The following is a 12,141-nucleotide window of genomic DNA, read 5'->3' on the forward strand; positions in this document are numbered from 1 at the left end:
GGTAGTGCCCGAACTCTTGCGCACTTTGGTCTTCGCCCGTCCCTGTGGCGGTGATCAGTTCGCTGCTGGTACGGTCTCACCGAGCCTTGACATGTCGAGGTAGCGGCGCGTCGACCACTCGTCGGATGTCACGTAGCGGACCCTCGCGCAGACGAGCATCAACGCGCTGCGTCCGTCGGGGAACGAGCCGACCACGCGGGTCCTGCGCCTGATCTCGCGGTTGAGCCGTTCGATCATGTTGTTGGTGCGGATCCGACGCCTATGCTCGCGCGGGTAGTCGTCGAGCAGGTAGGTCGTGGTCTCGCCGATGCCCTCGCGCAGGCATTTGGCGGCCTCCTTGAGTTTCCTGGATTCCATGTCCCGGGCGACGGATTCGGCCTTCTCCAACGCCTTGTCGCGTGATTCCATGGAGAACACGGCCTTCAGTGCGTCGGCCGCCCAGTCGCGGTTCCCGGGGTTGACCCTGGCGAGTATGTTGCGCTCGAAATGCACCATGCACCGCTGGTAGCGGGCATCGGGCAGCAGCTCGCCCGCGGCGGCGACCAGCCCCGCGCACCGATCTCCCGTCACCAGTCTCACGCCCTTGAGGCCTCGTGCGAGCATGCCTTTGATGAATTCGCGCCAGCTTTCCGCGTCCTCCTTCATGCCCTCGGCCACCGAAAGCACCTCGCGCCGCCCGTCCATGCCGACGCCGATGGCCACCAGGATGCTCACGTTCTCCACGGACCCGCCCCAGCACCTTTTGTGCCACACGCCGTCCATGAACAGGTACGGGTAATCCTGTTCGAGGGGCCTGCCCCGCCATGCGTCGATATCCGCATAGACGCGCTTGAGCTTGTCGCTCAGGGTCTGCGAGGGCATGCGGTCGCCCCACAGGAGCCGGCTGACATCATCGACCTGGCGGGTGGAGACGCCGGCCAGGTACATGTCGATCAAGGCCTCCTCGACGCTCTCCTCACGCCGACGGTATCGTTCGATCACGGCCGACTCGAACACCGCGCCCTTGAGTTTCGGCACTTTCAGGCTCATTTTGCCGGCCTTGACGGTCAGGTCGCGCTCGTAGTGGCCGGCCCGGTACGCCTTGCGGTCCCCGCTGCGCTCGTAGCGCGCGGCGCCGGTGATCTCGTCGGCCTCGGCGTCGAGCATCGCGTTCAGGGTCTCCTCGACGCTTTTGCGGACCATCCGGTCCAGGGTGGTTTCCAACATGGCCTGGTCGACCTGTAGAATCTGCTGTGACATGGCTTCGTGCCCTCGTTTCCAATCGCGGTTTTCTAATGTCTGGCGACTGAAAATCGTACACAGGACACGGGCCATGCCCCTATCTCAAGCCCAAACCAAAGTGCGCAAAATCTCGGGCGTTATCAAATGAGCGAACACCAAGTATGTCAAGTAATTGCCTTCGTATGTGGGAACATATCCACATACTTTTTAATGATAACATAAGGTTATCGTTAAAAGGTATTACCTCGACAAACTGGAATTTATCAATTACTAATTATATCTTTTAGATCCTTACAAAACTTAATTAAATTTTGTTTTAAACTTGATATCAAATATTTTTCTTCCATATCAGTTTTAAGATTTAAGTATTTAATTTCATCTTTGATAATTGAGGAACTTTCAATATCATGTGCTAGAGAATTTCTCAAATTTATCCAATTTTGACTTGGTGCATTTTTTTTGTAAAGTTTCTTAAATAATTTATTTTTACCTTCATTGTTACCCCGTAAACTATTATTAATTTCACTTTGTATTATTTCTTTTCCAAACTCAGAAATCTCATTGTCTTTAGGAAATTTCTCTACTATTACACTTTTAAACATACTCTCTGTAATAATTAGTGAAGACAATACTAATGACTTTTTTATTAATTGTTCTGTGGCGGAATCTATATCATTAAATATGCAATTAATTGTATGTTCATATTTTTCAACTTTTATTGGATACTTCTTGTAATTATCATAATCAAAATCTGAAAAATCATCTTGCCAATAACGTAAGTATTCAGGAAGTTCATATTCGTATTCCGTTCCAGATGGTACTCCATAATAGTCAAAAATATTTGAAATTAAATTATCTGAGACTTCATTATTTCTTTCAATAAATTTTATTGATATGCCATATAACAATTCACTGGTATTTTCCATCAATAACTTATCTTCAATATATTCTTGAATCAAATTAGTTTTTTGAAATATATCTTGTGAAATAAAATCAATATATTCATGTAATGTTAAACTTTTACCCCACGGTAAATCTACACCCAAATAATCCAGTAATTCTTCCTCATTTTCATCTCTAAATCTATCCCACTCAACATAATTGCCAAATACAAAATCATCATTGCCAGTTTCAACTTCCGTCTCAATATCCCAGTCTCTAGGATCAAATATCATTATATTTATACCTCCATAAATTCTGATTTGTCTTTGTTTAAAAAAATCCCATTATATAAATCCATAAGCTCTTTAGCAAACTTTGCTACAAGTTCATGATTAAGTGCAGCTGCTAAGGTTTCTTCATTATTATTAGCTCTTGGTGTCCAATTATATGATCCATGCATTACATAGTCCATCTCTATGATACATAAGCCTTTATTTTATATACTTTTTTTACTTAGTGGGTATAATCCTTATGAGTAATGTTAGGACTTCAACTTGCAGTAGCACGTAGCCAATCAAACTTCGCCTTGCTCGTTTTCTTGGGCGTGCCTTGCATAGGACGTACATCTGCTTCTACTTCGCTACTTCGTAGCTCGTACAAGCAGTGTTACGCATTCCGTATGGTGGGTCATCGGGTAGATGTCGAAGGCACGGATGTCTTTGAGCTCGTAGCCTTCGCCGATGAGTGTCGCGGTGTCGCGTGCGAGGCTGGTGGGATCACAGGCGATGTAGACCACGCTGGATGCGCCGGCCGCGGCAATCTGGCGGCAGACCTTGGCACGAGCACCGGCACGCGGCGGATCAAGCACTACGACATTCGGCTTGGCCAGATGCGCCGGCACATGGTCCAGCGTGCGCGAGACATCACCCGCGCGGGCGTCCACGTCGTTCAGGTTCATGGCGCGCAGGTTGCGCTGGGCGTTCTTGACGGCCACACGCGCGCCTTCAACGCTGAGCATGCGGGTGCGTTCACCGGTCATTGTGGCCAACGGCAGGGTGAACAGGCCGGAACCGGAATACAGGTCCCAGATTACGGCGTCCGCCGCTGACTGCAGCTGCCCGTTGACCAGATTGATCACGTGCGTACCGAGGACGATCGGCGCTTGGCGATGCACTTGCCAGAAACCGTTGGCGTCAACCTGATAGTCGAAGGTCGTGCCGTTGATGGTCACCTGTTCGGTGAGCAGCTGGGAGCCGGCGCGCAGTTCGCCGTCCACAAGTACGGCGTAATTGTCGTCTGCTGCCGCGGTATCGACGATCTCGCCGCGCGGTTCGGGCACGGAAAGACGAATCTGGGAGCCGGGTTCAAAGCCGCCTTCCCACACGTGTTCGCGCTTGGCGACGTCCAGCAGCGTGCGCGTGGCAAGCGGCATGGTGTCGATGGCCACGCGGTTGTGTGTGCCGCGCCGGCGCATGGATGGCATGCCGTTGTCGTCGGCAATCATTTCGATGCGGGTACGCCAATTGAGGCCGCCGGCTTCCTTGTCGCCGGGCATGCGCTCGATGGGAACGGCCACGTCGATATGGCCGAGTCGGCTCATCTGTTCGGAGACGGTGATGGCCTTCCACTTGAGCTGGCCGGGCAAAGAGACGTGCACGAGATCCGCGCCGCCCACTCCCCCGCCCATCGCCAAGGGACCGGCAAGTGGCCATACCGGGGTGACTCGGTCTTCAGACGGCTCGAGAACCTCGACGACTTCGCCGGTCCAGAACCGGTCGTCCCGGTCGTGGGGCTCGTCAAGTTCGACTCGCACGAGTTCGTCGGGCAAGGCGAAGCGGACGAACACCACACGACCGTCGATATGAGCCACACAGCGGCCTTGGTCGGCGTATCGTTCGATACGAACTTCAGCTTGCATCATCGTCCTTTCCGGTTGCGCTCGGTTCGAGTCCGGCATCAACAGCGACTTCAGTCTGTGTCTTCTTAGCCGCGACCTTATGCCGGTGCATCGGCGTGGCAATAATGAGGTAACTCGCCCAAATCGCCAATGCCCAGAACGGAATGCCCATGAGCAGGCGGGTCACGCCGAGTGCAGCCACATGGTTGGTCAGATACAGCGGCACCTGCACCACCAGCCGCAGCAGGAACAGACCGACCCAAAGGCCGGTGACAATCATATAGGCGCGTTTCAGGGCCTTGTCGTCCATCCAGTCATGGAACCATGCCTTGAAATGCTCGGTGGGCAGGCTGCGAATGAATTCGACGACCAAACCCAGTCCGGGCACGCGCGCAATCAGCGACACGGCAAGCAACGCGGCATAGCCGGCATTGGTAATGAATCCGAAGATGTAGTAATTGCGGGCCTCATGAGTCTGCCATGCCCAAATCAGGCAGATGCCTACCGCCACCAGACCAGAGACCGCGCCCATTACCGACTGGCGCTGAATCAGTCGCACAATAACCTGCAATACCGCCAACACGGCCGAAACCGCAATGGTGAGATTCAGATTGCTCGTGGCCACGAACAGTACGACAAACACCACGCCGGGCAGCATGGATTCGATGACGCCGCGAGGGCCGCCGATGGCATCGATGGCGGAGAAGTCCTCGCCGTCATTGCCGGCGTCGGCCAGCGCGGATAGACCGGTGCGTTTGTTGTCTGCCAAGTCTCTTCCTATAGATCAGCGAACTTCGGAGAACATCGGGCCACGGGCCAAGGTGGTCTTCACCTCGGTGGTCTGGTCCTGGCTCAACGGGCCCTTCGGCTTGTTGTCCGGAATGTCCTTGAAGTGTTCCTTGCCGTTCTCCTCGCCGGCTTCGGCCGCGGCCTTGGCGGCCTTACGCTCAGCGGGGGCGACCGGCGGATGCATCGGGATCAGATCGCGCGGCGCCAAAGGCTCCTCGCCACGCTCGACGACGATGCCGGCGAAGAACTTGTTCAGCGCCTCGGTCTCCGGGCTGTCCGGATCAATAGCAGCCTTGCCGGAGAAGATGCCACGCAGCATCCAGCGCGGGCCGTCCACACCAACGATGCGCGTGTTCACGGTCTTGCCGCCCTTGACATTGACCGGCAGCTTCAGTTCGGTGCCGAACACACCGTCCACTTCAGAAGCGGCCTTGTTGGCTTCAAGCAGGTCACCGCGAACGTCATCCCACAGTCCTAGGGTCTTGGGTGCGGCAAAGGCTTCGATCTCCAGGCTGGAGGAGCCGAAGGTGATGGTGGAACCAAGCACTTGCTGGGTGGCGCGGTTGGCCTTGATACGCAGCTGGATGCCCTGGAGGAAGGGCAGGTAGTAGGCTCCCAGATCCAGATAATCGTCATAATCGGGCACGTCCTCATCGTTGACGTCCCACGGGCCTCGCTCTTCGCCGCGGCCCTGGTATTCGCTGGCCGGCTCGGCGAGCACGGTCTCCGCACTCTCGGCCTTTGCGGCAGCGTTCGCTTCTGCGGCAGCCACCTTGTCTTCATCGACAGGCTCAACGGCCGGCTCGGCTTCCTTCTTGCTCTTCTTCTTGCCGAATCCGAACAGTCCCATAATTCCTCGTTTCATGTAACGGTTGCAACCTTGCTAACACTAGCACTCAGGCTTAGAGAAAGCTGGGTCACACGTCGTATGTGATGGTAAGTGGCGCGTGGTCGGACCAACGCAACTCGTATGTGGGTGCCTTGTCGATCACAAAACCGCGCGCGGTCTCCGCCAGCTCGGGCGTGGCGAACTGGTAGTCGATGCGCCAGCCGACATTGTTGTCGAAAGCGCGCCCGCGCTGGCTCCACCACGTGTACGGACCCCGAATATCACCGGCGAGCGAACGCATCACATCCACAAACTCATATTCATCCAGCCACTTGTCCACGTAGGCGCGCTCCTCGGGCAGGAAGCCGGCGTGCTTTTCGTTGGCCTTGGCGTTCTTGATGTCGAGCGGCGTGTGCGCGATGTTGAAATCACCGCACAATACCGCCTGCTTGCCACCGTGCGCGGCCTCGTCGCGCAACTCGCCCATGCGAGTGAGCATCGTGTCCAGAAAACGGTACTTCTGTTCCATCTTGGTCGAATCATCGGTGTTGCCGGCGTGCACGTACACGCAGGCCACGGTGATCGTGTATCCCTGCGGCGTCTTGACATCGGTCTCAATCCAACGGCCGGAATCCACATCCTCGCCCAAGCCCGGAAGTCCATAGCGCTTATCGGTCACCTCAAGATCGGTGAGGAGCCCGACTCCGGCACGACCCTTGACACGGCAGACCTCGTTCAGCGAATGCAGGTCAGAGGGTGAGGCGATCTTGCCGGCGGTGGCATACTCGAAACCGAATTCGCCGAAAATCGAATCGACATCCTCTTGCGGGGCGCGTACTTCCTGCATACACCAGACATCCGGAGCATGTTTGCCGGCCCAGTCCTCGATGCCCTTGCGCTTTGCCGCGCGAATGCCGTTGACGTTCGATGTGGTGATGGTGATGGTCATGCAGCCATACTATTTTGGCCTCTCTACCAGTACCGCACTCACGATTACATTGAGGTATAAAAGAAAATTAGCTCCCTCATCAGAAGGAGCTAATTTAGAATGTCCTATCAGTCCAAACCGAGCTGGAGTTTGCCGCCGGGGATGGCGTCGAGCAGGTCTCGGGTGTACTGCTTCTGCGGGTGTTCGAAGACCTCGTCGGTGGTGGCGTGCTCCACGAGCTTGCCATGCTGCATCACCACGACCTCGTCGGCGATCTGGCGAACCACGGCCAGATCGTGGGTGATGAACAGGTAGCTCAGGCCCTTTTCGGCCTGCAGGTCGTTGAGCAGGCGCAGCACCTGGTCCTGCACCAGCACGTCCAGAGCGGAGACGGCCTCATCGCACACGATGACGTCCGGATCCAGAGCCATGGCTCGTGCGATGGCGATACGCTGGCGCTGGCCGCCGGAAAGCTCGTTCGGGTAACGACCCATTACGGAAGTCGGCATTTCGACCATGTCCAGCAGTTCCTTGACACGGTTGGCACGCCACTTCTTGTCGCCGATCTTGTGGATGCGCAGCGGCTCCTCGATGGAACGGAAGATGGAGTACATCGGGTCGAGCGAACCGTAGGGGTTCTGGAACACCGGCTGCACGTGGCGGCGGAAACCGAGCAGATCCTTGGCCTTGAACGTGGAGGTGTCGCGACCTTCATAGAACACTTTGCCGGAAGTGGGCTTCAGCAGGTGAAGCACCATGTTCGCCACGGTGGACTTGCCGGAACCGGATTCGCCCACAATGGCCAGTGTGGTGCCACGCTTGACGGAGAAGGACACGTCGTCGACGGCCTTGAACATCTCTTTCTTGCGGGGCAGCTTGAATTCCTTGGTCAGGTGGTCGACGGTGATGATGTGCTCGCTCTTCTCAAGCGTGCTTTCGCCGGCGATGTGGTGGTCAAGCAGGGTGTCCGCGCTCTCACCGCGCTCCTTGGCGGAGATGATGCGCCGGGAGGCCAGCGACGGGGCGGCGGCCACGAGTCGCTTGGTGTACGGGTGCTGCGGGTGCTGCAGCACCTCGAGGGACGGACCGGATTCGACGACCTGACCCTTGTACATCACGACAATGTGCTGGGCGCGCTCGGCAGCGAGGCCCAGATCGTGGGTGATGAACAGCACGGCGGTGCCCAACGAGTCGGTGAGCATGTGCAGGTGATCGAGGATGCGCTTCTGCACGGTCACGTCGAGGGCGGAGGTCGGCTCGTCGGCGATTAGCAGGTCAGGGCGGCAGGCCAAGCCGATGGCGATGAGCGCACGTTGGCGCATACCGCCGGAGAACTCGTGCGGGAACTGACGGGCACGGGTAGCGGCGTCGGGCAGACCGGCCTCGGACAGCAGACCCGCGATACGGTCATCCATTGTGGAGCCGGTGACGTACTTCTTAGCCAGATACCAGGCCTGGTCGTCGGCCACGCCGGCCTTGATGAGGTCGTCGGCCACGCGCCAACGGGTTTCGGAGCCCGGAACCCATTCGTTGGTGAAGCGGGCGACGGCCTTGTCGAAGGCCTCGCCGGACACGCCGGCTTCGGTCAAAGCCTTCTTGGCCTCGGCCATTAGCTCGGGCAGTTCCTTGGCGCCGAGGAAGGTCTCGTCGTCGTTGCCCTTGACTTCGACCTCGTCGCCGGCCAGAGCCTTGGCGAGGGCGGAGCGCTTCTCGTGGGCCACGTCCATGTTGTTGGCCTTCAGAGCCTCCTTGACCTGGGTGCCGATACGCCACACCGGGTTGAGGTTGCTCATCGGGTCCTGGGGCACGAGGCCCATCTTGGTGCCGCGCAGCTTGTCGAACTCGCTCTGCTTGGCGCCGGCGATTTCCTCGCCGCTGAGCTTGATGGAGCCGTTGACCACGTGACCGGTGCCGGGCAGCAGGCCCAGCACGGCCATGGCGGAGGTGGACTTGCCGGAACCGGACTCGCCCACGATGGCCACCCACTGGCCAGGGTAGACGGTGAAGTTGGCGTCGCGCACCGCGTGCACCGGCTTGCCGGTGTCGGTGGTGAAGTCGATGGCCAGATTCTTGACCTCGAGCAGCGGACCGTGCTCTTTCTGCATGGCCAGCATCTTGGCGTTGGTGTTGTCAGTCATAATGTTTCTCCACTCCCCTCGCTCAGGCCGTACGGCTCTTCGGATCGAGGGCGTCCTTGACGGCGTCGCCCATCATGATGAACGCAAGCACGGTGATGGCCAGTGCGGCGGATGGGTAGAACAGCACCAGCGGATCGGTCTGCAGGTTGGTCTGTGCGCTGGAGATGTCGCCGCCCCAACTCACCGTGGTGGTGGGCAGGCCCACGCCCAGGAAGCTCAGCGTGGCTTCGGCCACGATGTAGGAGGCCAGCGAAGTGGTGGCGATCACGATGATCGGGGCCAAGGAGTTTGGCAGGATGTGACGGAACAGGTTTCTGGCAGGCGTGGAGCCGAGGGCCGTGGAAGCGGTGTTGAATTCGAGGTTCTTCGATTCCAGCACGGCGCTTCGGGCGATACGGCATACACCGACCCAGCCGAAGAGCGTCAGCACCAGCACGATCTTCCAGATGGACTTGGAGGTCTTGAACATCTGAAGCACCACGATGGCGCCAAGCAGCATAGGCAGCGCGAAGAAGATGTCGGTGATACGGCTCAGCACTGCGTCAATCCAGCCGCCGAAGAAGCCGGCGACGGCACCGATCAGGGTACCGACGATCACGACCAGCAGCGTGGAGAGCACGCCGACGGACAGTGAGGTACGGGTGCCGTAGACCACACGGGTGTACACATCGCAGCCTTGCAGGTCGAAGCCGAGGGGGTGACCGGCGGAGGCGGGGCTCAGGGAGTTGCCCAAATCGCAAGCGTTCGGGTCTTGCTTGGTGAACAGGCCCGGTGCGATGGCCACGACGATGATGAAGATGATCAGCAGACCAGAAATGATGAACAGCGGGTTGCGGCGCAGGGTTCGCCATGCGTCGGCCCACATGCTGGTGGCCGGAGCGGATTCGTCGACGGAATCGACGTCCTGCAGCGGGGTCTCCTCGATGGGAGCCACGTAGCGGCCTTGACCAGGCAGGGTTTCCATGAAGTATTCGGTTCCCGGTTCGCCGGTCTCGTTGAGTTCGTTCTCAGTGGTTTCGTTTGCCATTATCGCTCACTCCTCCCGGCTCACGCGTAACGGATACGCGGATCGAGGGCCGCGTACAGCAGGTCGACGACGAGATTGCACACCACGAAGATCAGCATGAGCAACGTGACGATGGACACCACCAGGTTAGCCTCGCCCTTCAGAATGGACTGGTAGGTGAGGAAGCCGATGCCGTGGATGTTGAAGATCTGTTCGGTGATCATGGCACCACCCATCAGGGCGCCGATGTCCTGACCAAGGTAGGTGACGACCGGAATCAGGGAGTTGCGCAACACGTGGCGCAGCATGACCTGACCGTTCGACATACCTTTGGCACGTGCGGTGCGCACGTAATCCTCGGCGATGTTGGAGGAGATTTCGGAGCGAGTCAATCGAATGATGTAGGCCATCGACACCGATCCGAGCACCATGGCCGGCATGAGCAGGTCGATGAAGCCCGGGTCTGCGCCTGCCGTCACCGGCAATATCGCCCACTGAATACCAAAGACATATTGCATGACGAAGCCGGTGACGAAGGTCGGCACAGAAATAAGCAGCAGGGAGACGATCAGGATGACAGTGTCGTACCACTTGCCCTTCTTGAGGCCCGAGATGATGCCGAAGACCACGCCGAAGATCGCTTCGAACACGAACGCCATCAGGCCGAGCCGGATGGTGACCGGGAAGGCGCGGGCGATTTCGTCGAGAACAGGCTGCCCGGCGAAGGTATCGCCGAAGTTCAGGGTCAGTGCATTCTTCAGGTAGATAAAGTACTGAACGATGAACGGCTGGTCGAGATGGTATTCTGCGCGGATCTGGGCTGCGACGGCCTCATTGATGGGCTTGTCTCCGAACATGGCCTTGACGGGGTCGCCCGGCAGGGCGAAGACAAGGGCATAGACCAGAAGTGTCGTACCGAGAACCACGGGGATCATCTGCAGAATGCGTCGCAGAAGATACTTAGCTCCTTATTTCCTAGACCGGCCAGAAAGGGCATAGTACGCCCACGCCGGTCGATAAATACTCCGACATTTTACCGCATGCCCGGACTGTGATATGTAAATTTGCGTTAACGCAAGGTTTGAGATTGGGCAATGCGGTAGTGCCCGAACTCTTGCGCACTTTGGTCTTCGCCCGTCCCTGTGGCGGTGATCAGTTCGCTGCTGGTACGGTCTCACCGAGCCTTGACATGTCGAGGTAGCGGCGCGTCGACCACTCGTCGGATGTCACGTAGCGGACCCTCGCGCAGACGAGCATCAACGCGCTGCGTCCGTCGGGGAACGAGCCGACCACGCGGGTCCTGCGCCTGATCTCGCGGTTGAGCCGTTCGATCATGTTGTTGGTGCGGATCCGACGCCTATGCTCGCGCGGGTAGTCGTCGAGCAGGTAGGTCGTGGTCTCGCCGATGCCCTCGCGCAGGCATTTGGCGGCCTCCTTGAGTTTCCTGGATTCCATGTCCCGGGCGACGGATTCGGCCTTCTCCAACGCCTTGTCGCGTGATTCCATGGAGAACACGGCCTTCAGTGCGTCGGCCGCCCAGTCGCGGTTCCCGGGGTTGACCCTGGCGAGTATGTTGCGCTCGAAATGCACCATGCACCGCTGGTAGCGGGCATCGGGCAGCAGCTCGCCCGCGGCGGCGACCAGCCCCGCGCACCGATCTCCCGTCACCAGTCTCACGCCCTTGAGGCCTCGTGCGAGCATGCCTTTGATGAATTCGCGCCAGCTTTCCGCGTCCTCCTTCATGCCCTCGGCCACCGAAAGCACCTCGCGCCGCCCGTCCATGCCGACGCCGATGGCCACCAGGATGCTCACGTTCTCCACGGACCCGCCCCAGCACCTTTTGTGCCACACGCCGTCCATGAACAGGTACGGGTAATCCTGTTCGAGGGGCCTGCCCCGCCATGCGTCGATATCCGCATAGACGCGCTTGAGCTTGTCGCTCAGGGTCTGCGAGGGCATGCGGTCGCCCCACAGGAGCCGGCTGACATCATCGACCTGGCGGGTGGAGACGCCGGCCAGGTACATGTCGATCAAGGCCTCCTCGACGCTCTCCTCACGCCGACGGTATCGTTCGATCACGGCCGACTCGAACACCGCGCCCTTGAGTTTCGGCACTTTCAGGCTCATTTTGCCGGCCTTGACGGTCAGGTCGCGCTCGTAGTGGCCGGCCCGGTACGCCTTGCGGTCCCCGCTGCGCTCGTAGCGCGCGGCGCCGGTGATCTCGTCGGCCTCGGCGTCGAGCATCGCGTTCAGGGTCTCCTCGACGCTTTTGCGGACCATCCGGTCCAGGGTGGTTTCCAACATGGCCTGGTCGACCTGTAGAATCTGCTGTGACATGGCTTCGTGCCCTCGTTTCCAATCGCGGTTTTCTAATGTCTGGCGACTGAAAATCGTACACAGGACACGGGCCATGCCCCTATCTCAAGCCCAAACCAAAGTGCGCAAAATCTC

At 58.2% G+C, this 12,141-nt stretch carries 11 protein-coding genes; all 11 read right to left on the minus strand.

Translation table 11 applies throughout. The features are described from left to right. Nucleotides 1-54 precede the first annotated feature (54 nt). Entirely contained in the window at nt 55-1,239 is a 1,185-nt protein-coding gene (locus ACEUKI_RS10460) for an IS256 family transposase (RefSeq protein ID WP_131218582.1), read from the minus strand. 245 nt (nt 1,240-1,484) lie between these two features. After that, on the minus strand, nt 1,485-2,396 hold the full coding sequence (locus ACEUKI_RS10465; RefSeq protein ID WP_374156862.1) for a hypothetical protein: 912 nt from the start codon (nt 2,394-2,396) through the stop codon (nt 1,485-1,487). Nucleotides 2,397-2,401: 5 nt separating this feature from the next. Next, a complete protein-coding gene (locus ACEUKI_RS10470) occupies nt 2,402-2,575 on the minus strand; it encodes a hypothetical protein (protein ID WP_374156863.1) in 174 nt (57 codons plus the stop codon). A 168-nt stretch (nt 2,576-2,743) separates the two neighbouring features. Further along, nucleotides 2,744-4,021, minus strand: coding sequence for a class I SAM-dependent RNA methyltransferase (locus tag ACEUKI_RS10475; RefSeq protein WP_374156865.1), 1,278 nt, complete (start codon nt 4,019-4,021; stop codon nt 2,744-2,746). Next, complete coding sequence (locus ACEUKI_RS10480; RefSeq protein ID WP_115770240.1) at nt 4,011-4,769, minus strand: DUF3159 domain-containing protein; 759 nt, start codon at nt 4,767-4,769, stop codon at nt 4,011-4,013. Before ACEUKI_RS10480 ends, ACEUKI_RS10475 begins: the two co-directional genes overlap by 11 nt. Before the next feature lie 15 nt (nt 4,770-4,784). Then, nucleotides 4,785-5,639: a DUF3710 domain-containing protein gene (locus ACEUKI_RS10485; protein ID WP_080784632.1), complete on the minus strand. Its 855-nt coding sequence runs from the start codon at nt 5,637-5,639 to the stop codon at nt 4,785-4,787. 67 nt (nt 5,640-5,706) lie between these two features. Further along, nucleotides 5,707-6,567, minus strand: a complete 861-nt coding sequence (locus ACEUKI_RS10490; protein WP_080784630.1) for an exodeoxyribonuclease III — start codon at nt 6,565-6,567, stop codon at nt 5,707-5,709. A gap of 107 nt (nt 6,568-6,674) precedes the next feature. Next, nucleotides 6,675-8,684, minus strand: coding sequence for an ABC transporter ATP-binding protein (locus tag ACEUKI_RS10495; RefSeq protein ID WP_115770239.1), 2,010 nt, complete (start codon nt 8,682-8,684; stop codon nt 6,675-6,677). Nucleotides 8,685-8,706: 22 nt separating this feature from the next. Continuing rightward, a complete protein-coding gene (locus tag ACEUKI_RS10500; RefSeq protein WP_374156864.1) occupies nt 8,707-9,711 on the minus strand; it encodes an ABC transporter permease in 1,005 nt (334 codons plus the stop codon). Between the two features lie 20 nt (nt 9,712-9,731). Further along, nucleotides 9,732-10,643: an ABC transporter permease gene (locus tag ACEUKI_RS10505; protein ID WP_374156866.1), complete on the minus strand. Its 912-nt coding sequence runs from the start codon at nt 10,641-10,643 to the stop codon at nt 9,732-9,734. A 199-nt stretch (nt 10,644-10,842) separates the two neighbouring features. Further along, complete coding sequence (locus tag ACEUKI_RS10510; protein ID WP_131218582.1) at nt 10,843-12,027, minus strand: IS256 family transposase; 1,185 nt, start codon at nt 12,025-12,027, stop codon at nt 10,843-10,845. Nucleotides 12,028-12,141 lie beyond the last annotated feature (114 nt).

The sequence above is a fragment of the Bifidobacterium sp. 2450 genome (assembly GCF_041900695.1).
GTDB classification, from domain to species: Bacteria; Actinomycetota; Actinomycetes; order Actinomycetales; family Bifidobacteriaceae; genus Bifidobacterium; species Bifidobacterium longum.

Bases quoted from the DNA above. Each gene is read 5' to 3' on its own strand.
- ACEUKI_RS10460 (WP_131218582.1), bottom strand. From the start codon at position 1,239: ATGTCACAGCAGATTCTACAGGTCGACCAGGCCATGTTGGAAACCACC.
- ACEUKI_RS10465 (WP_374156862.1), bottom strand. From the start codon at position 2,396: ATGATATTTGATCCTAGAGACTGGGATATTGAGACGGAAGTTGAAACT.
- ACEUKI_RS10470 (WP_374156863.1), bottom strand. From the start codon at position 2,575: ATGGACTATGTAATGCATGGATCATATAATTGGACACCAAGAGCTAAT.
- ACEUKI_RS10475 (WP_374156865.1), bottom strand. From the start codon at position 4,021: ATGCAAGCTGAAGTTCGTATCGAACGATACGCCGACCAAGGCCGCTGT.
- ACEUKI_RS10485 (WP_080784632.1), bottom strand. From the start codon at position 5,639: ATGGGACTGTTCGGATTCGGCAAGAAGAAGAGCAAGAAGGAAGCCGAG.
- ACEUKI_RS10490 (WP_080784630.1), bottom strand. From the start codon at position 6,567: ATGACCATCACCATCACCACATCGAACGTCAACGGCATTCGCGCGGCA.
- ACEUKI_RS10495 (WP_115770239.1), bottom strand. From the start codon at position 8,684: ATGACTGACAACACCAACGCCAAGATGCTGGCCATGCAGAAAGAGCAC.
- ACEUKI_RS10500 (WP_374156864.1), bottom strand. From the start codon at position 9,711: ATGGCAAACGAAACCACTGAGAACGAACTCAACGAGACCGGCGAACCG.
- ACEUKI_RS10510 (WP_131218582.1), bottom strand. From the start codon at position 12,027: ATGTCACAGCAGATTCTACAGGTCGACCAGGCCATGTTGGAAACCACC.